At 56.5% G+C, this 15,829-nt stretch carries 15 protein-coding genes and 1 pseudogene; 13 read left to right on the forward strand and 3 right to left on the reverse strand.

The annotated features are described in order from the left end of the window. The first annotated feature begins 85 nt into the window (after positions 1-85). From L1I42_RS13420 to L1I42_RS13435, 4 genes are read left to right on the forward strand one after another with little or no spacing between them, the layout of a single operon-like run. The gene (locus L1I42_RS13420) at positions 86-946 is read left to right on the forward strand and encodes a peptidylprolyl isomerase (RefSeq protein ID WP_236115187.1); all 861 of its coding nucleotides are present in this window, start codon (positions 86-88) and stop codon (positions 944-946) included. Between the two features lie 10 nt (positions 947-956). Next, the gene (argJ, locus tag L1I42_RS13425; protein WP_236115188.1) at positions 957-2,186 is read left to right on the forward strand and encodes a bifunctional glutamate N-acetyltransferase/amino-acid acetyltransferase ArgJ; all 1,230 of its coding nucleotides are present in this window, start codon (positions 957-959) and stop codon (positions 2,184-2,186) included. An 18-nt stretch (positions 2,187-2,204) separates the two neighbouring features. Further along, a complete protein-coding gene (gene mutT / locus L1I42_RS13430) occupies positions 2,205-2,615 on the forward strand; it encodes an 8-oxo-dGTP diphosphatase MutT (RefSeq protein WP_236115189.1) in 411 nt (136 codons plus the stop codon). 18 nt (positions 2,616-2,633) lie between these two features. Beyond that, a complete protein-coding gene (locus L1I42_RS13435; RefSeq protein WP_236115190.1) occupies positions 2,634-2,810 on the forward strand; it encodes a Flp family type IVb pilin in 177 nt (58 codons plus the stop codon). Between the two features lie 10 nt (positions 2,811-2,820). Here L1I42_RS13435 and L1I42_RS13440 read toward each other — a convergent pair whose 3' ends face one another. After that, positions 2,821-3,717, reverse strand: a complete 897-nt coding sequence (locus tag L1I42_RS13440) for a methyltransferase domain-containing protein (protein WP_236115191.1) — start codon at positions 3,715-3,717, stop codon at positions 2,821-2,823. A 12-nt stretch (positions 3,718-3,729) separates the two neighbouring features. Between L1I42_RS13440 and L1I42_RS13445 the strand changes: the two genes are divergently transcribed. From L1I42_RS13445 to L1I42_RS13460, 4 genes are read left to right on the forward strand one after another with little or no spacing between them, the layout of a single operon-like run. After that, a complete protein-coding gene (locus L1I42_RS13445; RefSeq protein ID WP_236115192.1) occupies positions 3,730-4,518 on the forward strand; it encodes a ComF family protein in 789 nt (262 codons plus the stop codon). 31 nt (positions 4,519-4,549) lie between these two features. Beyond that, positions 4,550-4,819: a glutaredoxin 3 gene (gene grxC / locus L1I42_RS13450; protein WP_236115193.1), complete on the forward strand. Its 270-nt coding sequence runs from the start codon at positions 4,550-4,552 to the stop codon at positions 4,817-4,819. A gap of 25 nt (positions 4,820-4,844) precedes the next feature. Next, positions 4,845-5,678 (forward strand): carbon-nitrogen hydrolase family protein, encoded by an 834-nt coding sequence (locus L1I42_RS13455; RefSeq protein ID WP_236115194.1) that lies wholly within the window; start codon positions 4,845-4,847, stop codon positions 5,676-5,678. Positions 5,679-5,712: 34 nt separating this feature from the next. After that, on the forward strand, positions 5,713-6,165 hold the full coding sequence (locus L1I42_RS13460; RefSeq protein WP_236115195.1) for a DUF1178 family protein: 453 nt from the start codon (positions 5,713-5,715) through the stop codon (positions 6,163-6,165). 503 nt (positions 6,166-6,668) lie between these two features. Here the strand turns inward: L1I42_RS13460 and L1I42_RS13465 are convergent. Then, entirely contained in the window at positions 6,669-7,925 is a 1,257-nt protein-coding gene (locus L1I42_RS13465) for an MFS transporter (protein WP_236115196.1), read from the reverse strand. A gap of 545 nt (positions 7,926-8,470) precedes the next feature. Beyond that, on the reverse strand, positions 8,471-9,214 hold the full coding sequence (ubiG, locus tag L1I42_RS13470) for a bifunctional 2-polyprenyl-6-hydroxyphenol methylase/3-demethylubiquinol 3-O-methyltransferase UbiG (RefSeq protein WP_236115197.1): 744 nt from the start codon (positions 9,212-9,214) through the stop codon (positions 8,471-8,473). 273 nt (positions 9,215-9,487) lie between these two features. On the opposite strand from ubiG, the gene L1I42_RS13475 reads away from it, so the two are divergent. The 5 genes and pseudogenes from L1I42_RS13475 to L1I42_RS16435 all read left to right on the forward strand — a co-directional run. After that, a complete protein-coding gene (locus L1I42_RS13475; RefSeq protein WP_236115198.1) occupies positions 9,488-10,759 on the forward strand; it encodes an aspartate kinase in 1,272 nt (423 codons plus the stop codon). A gap of 47 nt (positions 10,760-10,806) precedes the next feature. Further along, positions 10,807-13,071, forward strand: a complete 2,265-nt coding sequence (gene ptsP / locus L1I42_RS13480; RefSeq protein ID WP_236115199.1) for a phosphoenolpyruvate--protein phosphotransferase — start codon at positions 10,807-10,809, stop codon at positions 13,069-13,071. An 18-nt stretch (positions 13,072-13,089) separates the two neighbouring features. Next, positions 13,090-14,169, forward strand: coding sequence for a peptide chain release factor 1 (gene prfA / locus L1I42_RS13485; protein WP_236115200.1), 1,080 nt, complete (start codon positions 13,090-13,092; stop codon positions 14,167-14,169). Beyond that, positions 14,153-15,055, forward strand: a complete 903-nt coding sequence (gene prmC, locus L1I42_RS13490) for a peptide chain release factor N(5)-glutamine methyltransferase (RefSeq protein WP_236115201.1) — start codon at positions 14,153-14,155, stop codon at positions 15,053-15,055. The genes prfA and prmC overlap by 17 nt, the downstream gene beginning before the upstream one ends. A 255-nt stretch (positions 15,056-15,310) precedes the next feature. After that, positions 15,311-15,560 (forward strand): annotated as a pseudogene (locus L1I42_RS16435) (DUF4167 domain-containing protein); the annotation flags it as partial. Between the last annotated feature and the right edge of the window lie 269 nt (positions 15,561-15,829).

Here is a 15,829-nt window from a genome sequence, read left to right on the forward strand (position 1 = left end):
TGTCAACGCTTCACAAATCACGCAAACCTCACGGCGAAACGCTTGTGACGGGTAAAATTGTCATACCAAGGAAAAGGAACGTCTTATGACCGGAATGAAAAACCAACTCAAAAACTTTGCCTCAGCACTGGTCCTGGGAGGGTTTGTTGCCGTTGGTCCGGTCTTGGCTGTGTCCCAAGTCACGGCACAGGAAGCCACACAGGAGCAGCCACAATTTGATCCGGATAAAGTGGTGGCTAAGGTCGGCAACGAAACCATCACTGAACGTGATCTGATCTATGCGCTGGAAGATTTGGGCGAAGACATCACCCAAGTGCCACTGCAGCAGCGCCGTCAGTTTTTGGTGCAGATGCTGGTGGATATGAAAGTGATGGCCCAACTGGCGCGCGAAAAGGGCATGGCTGACAGTGAAGTGTTTGAGCGCCGCAAAGCCTATCTTGAAGACCGCGCGTTGCGCCGGGCCTATCTTGAGGAAGATGTGGCGGCCAGCATCTCAGAAGAAGAGATCAAGGCTGAGTATGATGCCATTTTCGAAGATTTCCAAGGCAATGAACAATTGCGCGCCCGGCACATTTTGGTGGAGACCGAAGACGCTGCCCAAGCCATTGTGGATGAGTTGAATGGTGGCGCCGACTTTGCTGAATTGGCAAAAGAAAAATCTACCGGCCCAAGCGGCGCGCAGGGTGGCGATCTTGGCTATTTCAGCCAGGGCGATATGGTGCCTGAATTCTTCAACGCGGCCAACGCGCTGGAAACCGGCAATATTTCCGGCCCAGTGCAGTCTCAATTTGGCTGGCATGTGATCAAGCTGGAAGACCGCAAAGCAGCTGAGCCGCCTGCATTTGAACAGGTGCGGCCACAGGTGCGCCAGCGGGTTCTGGCCAAGAAGATTGAAGAGATCGTGGCCAAGCAAAAAGCTGAAACCACTGTCGAAATTATGGAATAGGACCCTATAGATGGAGCTGGACATCTCGCCCTTGGCGCCCGCCCAATTTGCTGAACTGAATCCGGTGGCCGGGGTGGACTTATTCACCGCCCCCATCGGCAATGGCTATAAAGGCCGCAATAATTTGTTGCTCGCCAAATTGTGTGAAGGCACCAAAGTGGCTGGGGTGTTCACCACATCCAAATGTGCGTCGGCGCCTATTGATTGGTGCAAAGCACATATCGCAAACGGCACGGCCCGCGGCCTTTTGGTCAATGCGGGCAATGCCAATGCTTTTGTGGGGCAAGTCGGGGCTGAAACGGTGGAGCAGACCGCCCAGGCCGCAGCCGCCTTCATTGGGTGCACCCCGCAAGATATCTTTGTGTCATCGACCGGAGTGATCGGGGAGCCATTGGATCCGGCACCAATGATGGATGCCATCGGCCAACTGACCGAAGATCATCTGGGCGATTATGAAGCGGCGGCCAATGCCATTCGCACCACCGATACTTATGCCAAAGGCGCGGGGGCGGTGCTCGATCTGGATGGAGTTGAGATCAATATTTCCGGCATAGCCAAGGGGTCAGGCATGATTGCCCCCAATATGGCGACAATGCTGGCCTATGTGTTCACCGATGCGCCGGTGTCTGCAGAAGTTTTGGACCAACTGCTTAAGCCCGCCAACCAGTCTAGCTTTAATGCCATTACCGTGGATAGTGATACGTCCACTTCCGATTGCTGCCTGCTGTTTGCCACGGGCCAGGCGGATATCGAGCCGATTACGGATATTAACGATCCGCGCTGTGCGCTGCTGGCGGAAGCGCTAAACGCGGTGCTGCATGATCTCGCCTTGCAGATTGTGTGCGACGGGGAAGGGGCGCAAAAGCTGATCACCGTCAAGGTCGAGGGTGCGGTCTCGGATGAAAGCGCCGATGTTATTGCCCGCTCAATTGCCAATTCGCCTTTGGTGAAAACCGCCGTGGCGGGGGAAGATGCCAATTGGGGCCGCGTGGTGATGGCGGTGGGCAAGGCTGGTGAGCCGGCGGACCGCGACAAGCTGCAAATTCGGTTCGGTGATCTGTTATTGACAGAACAGGGGCGACGCTCTCCTCATTACAAAGAGGAAGAGGCCAGCGCCTATATGCAGAATGATCAGATCGAGATTGGCGTCGATCTGGGCTTGGGTGACGGCACTGCAACCATCTATACCTGTGATCTGACCCATGGATATATCAGCATTAATGGTGATTATCGCAGTTAGGGGTGAAGGATCATCGGTATGCATAGCGAAAAGAGTATGTTGTTTGTTGTGGCTTGCGCGCTGATTGATGCTGACCGGCGCGTTTTAATTGCGCAGCGTCCAGCGGATAAAAATATGGGCGGGCTGTGGGAGTTTCCCGGCGGCAAGCTTGAGGCGGGAGAGAGCCCCGAACAAGCACTGATTCGGGAGTTGCGTGAGGAATTGGCGATTGACACGCAGGAAGCGTGTCTGGCCCCACTGACCTTTGCCTCCTTTTCTTATGAAAATTTTCACCTTCTGATGCCACTTTATGTGTGTCGGAAATGGCAGGGCACGCCTCAAGCGCTGGAACATCAAGCGCTTAAATGGGTGCGACCGCAAAAATTGCGCGACTATGCAATGCCGCCGGCGGATGAGCCATTGATCGCCCATCTGTGCGATCTGTTATAGCGTGTTAGGGGGCATGATATGGACACCATCAAGGAATTTCTGACCGATGAAAGCGGCGCCACAGCGATCGAATATGCCTTGATTGGCAGTCTGGTGTCCGTGGCGATTATTCTTGGGGTTTCCGCACTTTCAGGCAACCTTGAAGCGGTGTTCAACGCTGTAGCAACGGCCTTTTCTGACGCGATGAGCGGCTAAACGATTAACGTCAGTTCTTTTCTGACTTGTCGCCCAACACATCCTTGAGGCTTTTGCTCGCACTGCCCGGGCGCATGGGCTTTTGCTGGCATTCGTGGGGTGTCCAACCCATCAGCCATAAAAGATCCAGTGTCGCGCGGCAGCGGCCATCTTCATCGGTAAACTGGTCTGCGTAATTCTCTACCACTTTCGCCAACAGGCTGCGGGTGACAAAGCTCTTCGGGCGCTCGAGCAGCGGATTTGACGCGCCGAACCGGCGCAACTCTTCCATGAGAGCGATGGGGTGGCTGTACCGCACCACATGATGCTCAAGATCACTGACCGGTAACGCAAAGCCCCCGCGCTGCAGCAGGGCGCCGCCATCGCGAATATCGATAAAGGGGGCCACGCGGGCGTAGGCGCCGCCGGAATAGGCCACATCGGCATTGAGCCAGGCCTGGCGCAGTTCGGTGAGGCTATCGCCCCCCAAAGTGGCCACCACGCACAGCCCATCAGGCTTGAGATGCCGTTGCGCCTGGGCGAAAAAGCCGGGCACATCATCGAGCATTTGCAGATCGGCCAGTGACACGATCAAATCATAATCGTTGCAGGGCAGGGTGAGGTGGTTCGGGTCATAGACCGTTGCCTCGCCCGCCTTTTCGAGCGGTAGGGTTAAAGCATGATCAAACGGGACGGGCCCCTCTGCGGTGTGGACATCTTTGGCAAAAAAATCCGGATGCGGGGCCAGCAGTAGCGCTTTTTCAAACGTGCGGGTGATGGTGCTGAGCCGGTCTTTTAGATCGGCGATCATCAAATCGGCGATAAAATTGTCCGGCCCCTCGGCGGTTTGAAAAATGCTGGCCTTGCCCAGCCGTTTTGCAATAAGCTCCCGATCAAACAATTTTTTAACTTGATTTTTTTGCGTCATTGGAAGCCTTTCATGTCAGGGCGTCAGACCGAAAACGGCATCATGCACAACGTGCCTGCCTCGAACTTCAGGGCAATGGCCGCGTGGCCGCGTGCCTTGTTGGATAGGGTTTTTCCGCCGGTGTGTCTAGCCTGCGACGCACCGATTTCTGACAATCAGCATTTGTGCGGCCCCTGCTGGGCGCAATTGTCGCCAATCACCCGGCCCCATTGCCCCGTCTTGGGCTTGCCCTTCGCCATGGATTTGGGGCCGGGAGCGAAAAGTGCCGAAGCGTTGGCGCATCCGCCGGCCTTTGACCGGGCGCGCTATGCGGTACGGTTTAACGACAAGGCACGTGAAATTGTCCATCATTTGAAATATCGTGATCGTCACGATATGGCGCGGTTCTGCGCCCGGATGATGGCGCAGGCCGCACCTGAATTTTGGCAGGAGCCGGGCGTGATTGTGCCGGTGCCGCTGCATTGGCGGCGGCAATTGGCGCGACGCTATAATCAATCGGGGCTGTTGGCAACGGCGCTGGGGCGCGAAACGGGCCTGCCCGTGGCGACGCAGTTGGTGAAACGGATCAGGCCCACGCGACAGCAAGTGGGGCTTTCAGCGCGTGCGCGCGCCAAAAATGTACGTGGCGCTTTCGCGGTTAATGAGCCGCTGCTGGCGACGCGTGAAAGCGACCGAATTATCTTGGTGGATGATGTGATGACAACGGGAGCCACCATCACAGCCCTAGCCAAATTGCTTCGTTCCCATTATATCAGTCGGGTTGATGTTATTTGTTTTGCGCGGGTGACCTCCCAACCCTGAGAAGCGCAACCCAACATATGAGAAGTGATATATGCCTAAGATTGAGCTTTATACAACGCCAACATGTCCCTATTGTCTGGCCGCAAAAGCGCTGCTGAACAAGAAGGGCGCCAGCTTCACCGAGATCACCGTGGTGGGGCATCCGCAAGAGCGGGAAAAAATGATCCAGCGGGCCAATGGCAAACAAACGGTGCCGCAGATCTTTATTGATGATTACCATGTGGGCGGCTTTGACGAGCTTTCCGCCATGGATCGCGCAGGCAAGCTGGATCCATTGTTGGAGGATCGCGCTGCCTCCTAGGGTCAAAACTCAATGAGGTGAACCCATGAAAATTGCCGCGCTGCAAATGTGCAGCTCCATGCAGGTGAACGAGAATGTTGACGCGATTGCGATGGCGGCCCAAGCTGCTGCGTCGCAAGGGGTAAGCTATTTGCAGACCCCGGAAATGTCGGTGATGTTTGCCGAGAAGCGCACCCAGCTTGACGAGTGGGCGACAGATGAAAATATTGAGCATACGCTGAAGGCGCTCGCCGATATTGCCCGCAACAATGCGCTTTATCTGCATATTGGCTCCATGGCGGTGCCCTCGGGTGATGGGCGGCTTTATAACCGCGCTTTTTTGTTTTCGCCCAATGGCGAGTTGATCACCACATACGATAAGATCCATTTGTTCGATGCCGATGTGGAAGGGGATGCGCCCTACCGCGAGAGCGATAATTATCGCCCCGGGGAAGAGGCGATTGTGACCCCTGTGGGGGACCTTAATCTGGGGCTCTCTATTTGCTATGATGTGCGCTTTGCCCATCTTTATGCGGCCCTGCGAGAAGCTGAGGCGAATGTGATGGCCGTGCCCGCAGCCTTCACGGTGCCGACGGGCGAGGCCCATTGGCATTGTTTGCTGCGCGCCCGGGCGATTGAGACGGGTAGTTTTGTGGTGGCGGCCGCGCAGGGTGGGACGCATGAAAATGGTCGTCACACCTATGGCCATTCATTAATTATTGATCCTTGGGGGCGGATTTTGGCGGAAAAAGCCGGCAATGAGCCGGGTTTGATCATTGCGCCGTTGGATTTAGACCTTATAAAAGAGGCCCGGATGCGGTTGCCAACACTTGCCAACCGCCGTGAATTTTCGTTAAGCGTTAACCGACATATGTCATAATCAAGATGTGTTGTTCATTTGAAGGGTGATCTTCGTGATTCAGTATTCGCTCATTTGCGAGAATGATCATAAATTTGAAGCATGGTTTAAAAATGCGGGCGCCTATGATGCGCAGGCGCAGCAAGGCGTGTTGGAATGCCCGCTTTGCGGCACCCGTGAGGTCAACAAGGCCCTTATGGCGCCAGCCGTGGGCAAGAAGTCCAATCAGCAGACCGACGCCCCTGCGCCGCAAAAAACCATGGCCCTTTCTGCCGGACATCCGGAGCAGCAAGAAGTGCGCGAAGCTTTGCGCCGCCTGCGGGCGAAAGTGGAGAGCGAAGCCGAATATGTGGGTGACCGGTTTGCCGAAGAAGCCCGCAAAATGGCCGAAGATGCTGACCAGCAACGCGGTATATATGGCGAAGCCACCGCAGAAGAAGTGACCTCATTGATTGAAGATGAGATCGACTTTATGCCCCTGCCACGTCTGCCTGAAGAGCATAATTAGGGCGCCTCTTTTCTTGCCGCCACCGGCCACACTTTTGTAGCGCTCACGCCGCGCAGGCTGGCGCCCGTCCCCGGCACCCCCGCCATTGTTACGTGCTGCCACCGCTCGCTTCGCTCCCGTCCCCGACACCCCCGGCCGATGGGGGCCATTCACTAATGCTGTGCTAGAAAGGGAAAAGAGTGGACGAGCAGCGCGAGGACCTCGGCGCACTTTTGCGCCGCGCCCGCGCAGGTTAGGTGCTGCAAGCACCGCTCAACCGTGAGCGAAAAGGACACCGCCCCGTTAGTACGTGCCGCCATCGGTCGCTGCGCTCCCGTCCCCGGCACCCCCGGCTCATTTTTGCCGCCACCGGACACTGCGTGTCCGTTCCCGGCACCCCCGCCTGTGGGTGCCCCGCATTTCCGTTGTGCAGGGCATCTCCACGCCCTCTTACGTCATTACCGGACTTGATCCGGTAATCCATGTAGCGGTGGTGTGTGGCGCGGCAACACTGTCCTATCTCCTCACGCTTCTTTCTCCTCACTCGCCTGCTCCGTCACCCATTGCCCAGCCGCCTCAACGGCAATTGGCGAGGCAGAGGGGACAACGCCGAGATAGCTTTCTGTTTCGCTTGGCGGGGTGACGACCGCGCGTTGGGTCATGCGATAGAGCGCGAACATGGTGATGAACAGGCAGGTGGTGGCGAGCATGATCCAGAACATGTGGGAGCCGAACATTTGCATAACGGTACCTGCCGCCAGCGGGCCGAGGATCGCGCCAAGCCCAAAGGTAAGGGCGAGACCGCCGGAGGCGGCGGGCATATCCTCGGTGGGCAATGCATCGTTGACATAGGCAAGCAGCAAGGCATAGAGCGGCATAGTGACCCCACCTGAGAGGAAGGCGATGGCCAAAAGCGCGGGTTGGTTGTCGCCGATGCTTGCACCGATCAGGCAGAAAATCGCCCCGAGGCCGGAGGTGGCGAAAATGACATAGCGTCGGTCGACCCGATCGGAGATCCAGCCAATCGGCACTTGCAGCAATAGGGGGCCAGTAAACAGCATGGCCATCAGCAGTGCGACCTGGGGCGGCGACAGGCCGATCCGGGCACCATAGACGGGGCTCATGCCCGCTTGTGTGGCGTAGATGGTGCCAAGAAAGAAAATGCCGACTGTGCCGAGCGGCGAGCCGCGAAACAGTTCGAGCAAGGGCATGGGGCGCGACATTTGAGTGGCGGGTGTGGGCGAAACCGACAAGAGGATCGGCCCAAAGGAAATCGACACCAGAATGGAAGCGACGATAAACAAGGAGGCGGTTGCCGCGTCACCCATCGCCAGCAGGCCCTGCGCGCCAATCACGCCGAGTGTCTGGGCGATCATATAGACCGAGAGCACTTGGCCCCGGTTCTGGTTGGTTGCTTCTGCATTGAGCCAGCTTTCGGCGGTGACATAGATGCTCGCCATGCAAAACCCGATCAACACACGCAGCACGGTCCACGCCCAAGGCTCAACGACCAGCGTCAGGGCGATCAGGCCAGCGGACATAAAGCTGCCCACTGCCGCAAACACCCGCACATGGCCCACGCGGCGGATCATCACAGGGGCTGCCTGCGCGCCCATCAAAAACCCGCCAAAATAGGCGGAGGTGACCAGTGCCAGTGCACTGGCGGAGAAACCTTCAATATCCCCGCGCACCCCCACAAGCGTGAACTGCATGCCATTGCCCAGCATGATGAAAAAGATACCCAGAAGCAGCGGCAGAATGCCGAGATAAAGCTGTTTCATGTGACCACGCCCGTGCCCGATTTTAGTGCGGGCAGGCTAACATGATTTGTGCGCTGTCGCATTCGATTTTCAGTGGTGTCGGTTAAGGATATTCTAGCGACTGCTGGTGGCACAAGTGTCGAGAAAACCTCAAATCACCCGAGGCCTTTCCGTCATTACCAGGCTTGATCCGGTAGTCCATTTGGCGGCCGTATTGTCCCAATGGCTGGAGGGGGGAGGTGTCCTGCTCAACTGGATAAATAACACGCTATATAATCTTAAAGGTGAGCCTGTTTTCGCTTGCGCTGCTTGGACCCTCGGGTCAAGCCCGAGGGTGACGGCAGGGGAGGTGGTGAACGGTCCCGGGATCACGCCGAGCGGTGACGCTGGTGGTCGCGACAAAAGCCCCAACAACACCCGATGCCATCCCGGCCTTGAGCCGGGATCAATTGCCTAGGCAGAGAGCAAGCCCCGGATCAGGTCCGGGGCGGCCATGAGGAAGATGTTGGGGCAAAATCTACCAGTTGTTTCGCGTCGATTATGGTTTTGCCGCGTGGGGCGTCACATCAGGCGTCCTTCACCTTCTCCGCCAGCATCATATAATTGACGCTCATATCTTTTGATTTTTTCCAGGCATCTTCCAGCGGGTGGTAGCTTACGCCCAGCTTGTCTTTGATCTGCATGCCGTTGCGTTTGAGGTTGGAGGTAATTTCCTCCGGGGTCACCAGCATGTCGTAGGAGTGGGTGCCTTTGGGCAGCCAGCGCAGCACATATTCGGCGCCGACAATGGCGAGGGCATAGGCTTTAAAGGTGCGGTTGATGGTGGCGACGAACATCAGGCCGCCGGGTTTGACCAGTTGGGCGCAGCTTTTAAGATAGAGCTCAATATCAGCCACATGCTCCACCACTTCCATATTGAGCACCACATCGAACTGCTCGCCCGCTTCGGCCAGCGCTTCTGAGGTGGTGGCGCGATAATCAATATCGAGTTCGGAACGTTCGGCGTGGATTTGTGCGATCTTGATGTTTTTCTCGCCCGCATCGGCGCCCACCACATCGGCGCCCAAGCGCTTCATGGGTTCGCACAAGAGGCCACCACCGCAGCCAATATCGAGAAGCCGCAGGCCCTTAAAGGGTTCGCGGGCGGTTTGGTCGAGGCCGAAATGATTGATCACCTGCTCGCGGATATAAGAAAGGCGGACGGGATTGAATTTGTGCAAGGGTTTGAACTTGCCTTTTGGGTCCCACCATTCATCGGCCATGGCGTTGAACCGTTCAACTTCATCTTGATGGATGGTTGTTTGGGCCATTTTCAAATCCTCGTGCCTAGTGTGTTGGTTGCGCAAGCGGGAAACGGGTTGCCGAACGCTTTTGGATCAATCGGGCACATTTGATGAGGTGTCAATATGACAAATCGCGTCAATCGCAGCAGAATCGCGAAATAGCGCCCGTTTTAGTTGATCAAAACGCCAGTTTGTGGCAATTGACGCGCGCGAGCATTGTCGGCGCGGGGCCAACAACTCGCGGCCCAACCCGAGGCAATTCAACGCCAATCGGGCAGAATAATTTTAGGAAAGCGCGCCATGGCGACAATTGTGATGAAATTTGGCGGCACCTCGGTGGCCGACATTGAGCGGATCAGGCATGCGGCCCGGCATGTCAAACGCGAAGTGGATGCGGGGCACAAAGTGTGTGTTGTGGTCTCGGCCATGTCCGGCAAAACCAATGAGTTGGTGGCCTTAACGCGCGATGCCGCGCCGGTGCATGATGCCCGCGAATATGATGCGGTGGTTGCTTCAGGCGAGCAGGTGTCTGCCGGTCTGATGTCAATTGTGCTACAAGAAATGGGTGTGCCCGCGCGGTCTTTTGCCGGGTGGCAGGTGCCAATTGAAACCAGCGACGCCCACGGGTCGGCGCGGATTACCAATATTGATCCGGCACTGTTGTTCGACCGGATGAATGCCGGGCTGGTGTGTGTGGTCACCGGGTTTCAGGGCGTGTCGCCGCATAAGCGGATCACAACGCTGGGGCGTGGTGGTTCTGACACGAGCGCGGTGGCGGTGGCCGCGGCGGTTCAGGCTGACCGGTGTGATATTTATACGGATGTGGACGGGGTTTATACCACCGACCCAAGGATCGTTTCGAAAGCACGGCGGATCGAGCGGATCAGCTTTGAAGAAATGCTGGAAATGGCCTCTTTGGGCGCAAAAGTGTTGCAAACGCGCTCGGTTGAGCTGGCCATGGCCAAAAAGGTGCGCCTTGTGGTGCGCTCAAGTTTTGATGACCCCGATCAAGTGCCGCCACTGGGTGAACAGGGCGACTGGCAAGGTCCAGGCACATTGGTGTGTGATGAGGATGAGATTATGGAAAAGCAAATTGTTTCCGGTGTGACCTGCGCCAAGTCAGAGGCGAAAATCACTCTGCGTGGGGTGAAGGATAATCCGGGCGTGGCCGCAGCGGTGTTCGGGCCCTTAGCAGATGCGCAAATCGTTGTGGATATGATTGTGCAAAACATCTCAGATGATGGCAAATCCACTGATATCACTTTTACTATTCCTGACGCTGAATTTGACAAGGCCATGACGGTGCTTAAAGAAGCGGGGGAAACAAGTTTAGAATTTGATTCGATTTCCGGTTCTAAAGGCGGAGCCAAAATTTCAGTGATTGGGGTGGGGATGCGGTCTCACGCAGGCGTTGCAGCGTCTATGTTCCGCGCCCTGTCTGATAAAGGCATTAATATTCAATTGATTACCACATCCGAGATCAAGACCAGTGTATTGATCGAGGAGGAATATGCCGAATTGGCGGTGCGGGCACTCCACACCTATTATGGCTTGGATATGGAAGAGGCATAAGCCAATTTGGCCCAAAAAGGCGGCTCGCTTCGGCGGGTTGAGGGCGGATGGCACATACGATAGCTGGCCCACGTGAATTGTTGCGCAGATTGCGCGAAACAATGGCAGAGCCATTGGGCATTCAGGAGCGGCTGGATAAGATTGTTGAGTTGATTGCGGACAGTATGCGGGCCGATGTGTGCTCGTTCTATGTCTTGCGCGATGATGGCGCGTTGGAGCTGTTCGCCACCCATGGGTTGAAGCGCGAAGCGGTGCACCAGACCAGCCTGCGCCTTGGTGAAGGTCTTGTGGGCCTTATCGCTTCAGAAGCCATGTCGCTCAATCTGGCCGATGCGCCCAAGCATCCGGCCTTTGCCTATCGCCCGGAAACGGGGGAAGATCCGTTCCAGTCGTTTTTGGGGGTGCCGGTGCTGCGTGCGGGCCAAACCCTTGGCGTTCTGGATGTGCAGTCGGTGGAAAGCCGGCTCTATCGTGAAGACGAAACCGAAGCCTTGATGACCACTGCCACCTTGCTGGCGGAAATGGTGTCGACCACCGAATTTGACAGCCTGATCACACCCGGGTCGGAGATCGAATTGCGGCGCCCACGCTCGCTGGAGGCGTCTGCTTATACGGACGGCATCGCGTTGGGCAAAGTGTTTGTGCATGACCCGCGGGTGGTGGTGACCAACTTTGTTGCCGAGGATGTGGATCAGGAAAAAGAGCGACTGGAATCTGCAATCCGCACCATGCGGGTGACGATTGACGATATGTTCAATCGCGGCGACATGCAGGCGCGGTCCGAGCATCGGGAGATTTTGGAAAGCTACCGGATGTTCGCCCATGACCGGGGCTGGGTGCGGCGGTTGCGTGAAGCGGTGGGCGCGGGCCTGACCGCAGAAGCGGCGGTTGAGCGGGTGCAGAACGACACCCGCGCGCGCATGATGCGCCAGACCGATCCCTATATTCGCGACCGGCTGCATGATCTGGATGATCTGGCCAACCGGCTTTTGCGGGTGTTGACCGGCGGCACCAAAGTGTTCGGGCATGAGTTGCCAGACAATGCTATTCTGGTGGCGCGGAATATGGGGCCGGCGGAATTACTGGAATATGACCGGCGCAAGCTGCGCGGCGTGGTGTTGGAAGAAGGCGGGATGACCGCCCATGTGTCGATCGTGGCACGCTCGCTGGGGCTGAATGTGTGCGGGCAGGTGGAAAATATCGCGGCCATGTGTGAAACAGGTGACGATATTATTCTGGATTGTCAGCAAGGCATTGTGCATTTGCGCCCGTCGGTGGATGTGATGGCCACCTATGCCGACAAGGTGCGCATGAGCGCCAAGCGGCAGGAGCGGTTCGCCGCGCTGCGCGACAAGCCTTCGATCACGCGCGATGGGGTGGAGATCACCCTGCTGCACAATTCCGGGCTGATTGCCGATTTGCCCGCGATTGAAGAGACAGGTGCAGCAGGTATTGGCCTGTTCCGCACCGAATTGCAATTTATGATCGCCTCAAAATTGCCGCGCCTGGCCGAACAGGTGGAGCTTTATAGTGAAGCGATGGAACTGGTGAATGGCCGGCCCATCGTGTTCCGGCTGTTGGATATTGGCGGCGATAAGGTGGTGCCTTATTTGCGGGCCGAGGCAGAGGAAAACCCGGCCATGGGCTGGCGCTCGCTGCGGCTGGCGCTGGATCGACCCGGACTGATCCGTACCCAAATTCGCGGGCTTTTGCAGGCCGCCAACGGTCGCGATCTGGACATATTGGTGCCGATGATCACCGATGCGACGGAATTCCGCGAGGCGCGCAAAGTGCTGGACGTGGAGTTGAAGCGGCTGGACAATGCGGGCTTCAAGCGACCCAAGAATTTGCGATTTGGGGCGATGATCGAAGTGCCCTCGTTGCTGTTTGAATTGGACCATTTGCTGCCCATGACCGACTTCGTCTCCATTGGCTCGAATGATCTGGTGCAGTTTCTTACCGCGGCGGACCGGGCCAATTCCCGCGTTGTGCGGCGATATGATCCGATTGCCATTCCGCGCCTGAGGGCGTTTAAACATGTGGCCGACGCCGCTAAGCGCCATAATGTGCCGTTGACCATGTGTGGTGAGCTTGCCGGGCGGCCGATAGAGGCGCTGGCGCTAATGGCGATCGGCATTGACCGGTTGAGCATGGCCGCCTCTTCGATTGGCCAGATCAAAGAACTGGTCTTGTCTCTTGATCTTCAAGCCATTCGCGGGCAAATATGCGCCGCGTTGGATGAAGGGGGTGACCCTTTGATTATCCGCGATTTGATTTATGATTTGGCCGACCGCCAACATCTACCTTTGTAAATGAAAGTCTGAGCTTTTATGGCGAAACTACCGGCAGATAAACTGGATGCTTTGTTGCACCGCTTCGAAACTGTTGAAGGGGAGATGGCGGCGCACCCGGATCCGGAAACCTATGTGAAGCTGTCCAAGGAATATTCTGATCTGCAGCCCTATGTGGACAAGATTCGTGAGTTTAAAGCCGCGCAGTCTGACCTTGAGGGTGTGGACGAAATTTTGGCATCTGGTGACAAGGAAATGGCCGAAATGGCCGAGCTGGAGCGCGATGAGCTCAGGGAAAAGATCGAGAATCTGACCCAGGAAATTCGCCTTATGCTGCTGCCCAAGGACGAGGCGGATGATAAATCCGCTATTTTGGAAGTGCGCGCGGGCACGGGCGGCGACGAAGCGGCGCTGTTCGCAGGCGATCTGTTCCGTATGTATCAACGCCACGCTGAAATCAATGGCTGGAAAGTCCAGATCATGGAGGAAAGCGAAGGCGATATGGGCGGCTATAAGGAGATTGTCGCCAGCATTAAGGGCAATGGGGTTTATGCCCGGTTGAAATTTGAATCCGGGGTGCACCGGGTGCAGCGTGTGCCGGAAACCGAGTCGGGTGGGCGCATTCACACTTCTGCTGCCACCGTGGCGGTGCTGCCGGAAGTGGAAGACATTGATATCGAAATTCGCAACGAGGATATTCGCATTGATACGATGCGGGCCTCCGGCGCGGGTGGCCAGCACGTGAACACGACCGATAGCGCGGTGCGCATCACCCATATTCCAACAGGTGTTGTGGTGATTTCATCAGAAAAATCGCAGCACCAAAACCGCGCCAACGCGATGAAAGTGTTGCGGGCCCGCCTGTTTGATATGCAGCGGCAGGAGCGCGACAGCGCCCGGGCCGAAGCGCGGCGCGATCAGGTGGGCTCCGGCGACCGGTCCGAACGGATCCGGACTTACAATTTTCCGCAGGGGCGCGTCACCGATCACCGGATCAATCTGACGCTTTACAAGCTGGATAAAGTGATTGCTGGTGAGGCGTTGGACGAAATGATTGATGCCCTGATCACCGAGAATCAGGCAGCGCAATTGTCGGCCATGGATGACGAAAACAGCTAAGCCTTATTCCCCATTGGGCCAAACATTTGGACAGCTACGGCTTTACTGGAAACAGCAATTTGCTGCCAGCGATATTGCCACGGCTGCGCTGGATGCACGATTGTTGTTGTGCGCTGCGGCCGAATTGGATCAAGCCCGGCTGATTGCCAAAGAGCATGATCCTGCCCCATCCGATGTGGCGGATCACATGGCTGATTATGGTCAGCGGCGGTTGGCACATGAACCTGTGGCCCGCATTCTGGGCTTTGCTGAATTTTATGGCCTGCGCTTCGGCGTGAATGCAGACACATTGGTGCCGCGACCCGAAACCGAAATGCTGGTGGAGCGGGCGCTTGTTTTGTTGCCCAAAGGCGGACGCTTTCTGGACTTAGGCACGGGCACGGGGTGCATCGCCATCAGTATTGCGCATGAAAGCCCTGATCTGGCGGGCATGGCCACCGACATTGCGCCGGGCGCCTTGGATATGGCGACACAAAATGCGCAGCAGCATGGTGTTGATGATCGGCTGGCGCTGATCAGAAGTGATTGGTTCGCCGCAGTGCCAGCGGCGGCGCAATTCGACCTGATCATTTCTAACCCGCCTTATATTGCCGAAAGTGAGCGCAATTTGATGAATGAGGAGGCGTTGCGCTTTGATCCAGCGGCTGCGCTGTTTGCCCCTGATGAAGGCATGGCAGCTTTTCGGCAGATTCTCTTAGGGGCACAGAATCACTTAAAGCCGGGCGGTAAGTTGCTGTTTGAATTCGGTTTTCAGCAGGCCAACGCGTTGGAGTTGGCGGCGAAGGACGCGGGGGCAACGCAGGTAACTTTTTCAAAAGACTTTTCCGGCCATAATCGAATGGCCGAGATTTCTTATGAAACCGGGCAAAAAGCCAGCACGAAGTGATCGGGTGAGCATTTTTCACTTGGAAAAACTTTTCGAAGCATATAGGTTACTGGGGCTAGTTGGGTTTGATGTTCATTCATTGACCGCAAAATTTTGCCTACAGACCTAAGGTGGATTTGCCCCCAGCAAGCTGGACAGCCGGCATATAGCGATCCAACACCAAGTCACATCCAGACCATCGTTTGGGGGCAATGTGATAGCTACGGTTTGGCGCGTTCATTCGGCGCAAAGTTAAGAAAAGTTTGAAGTCATCGTATGAGACCTGGACAACAGAATAAGCGTTCACGCGGCCGTGGTAACGGTCGGAAAAACGTCAATCCGCTTTCCCGCAATTATGAGAGCAACGGACCTGATGTGAAGGTGCGGGGCAATGCCTCACACGTTGCGGAGAAATATGTGCAGCTGGCGCGCGATGCGCAGGCCTCTGGCGATTCCGTCATGGCCGAAAACTATCTGCAGCATGCGGAACACTATTTCCGGATCATTTTTGCCGCGCAGGCGCAGAATCAGGCGCGCCAAGAGCAGCGCCGTGAACGGGATGATCAAGATCGCGACAGTGAAAATCGTGACACTGAAAGTCGTGAGAACGAAGATAAGCCGGTTGAAGCCAATACCGAGGCAGCGGAAAAAGACGCTGAGGTAAAGGAAGAAAATACCTCTGAAAAGCCTGCCGCCAATGATGAGACCGGTCAGGAAAAGCCGCAGGAAAAACCAAAGCGTGCACCGCGTGCGCGGCGGCCCCGTCGCAAACCTACGGCAGATGGGGATTTGGCA

This window comes from Maritalea mediterranea, from assembly GCF_021568695.1.
GTDB lineage: Bacteria > Pseudomonadota > Alphaproteobacteria > Rhizobiales > Devosiaceae > Maritalea > Maritalea mediterranea.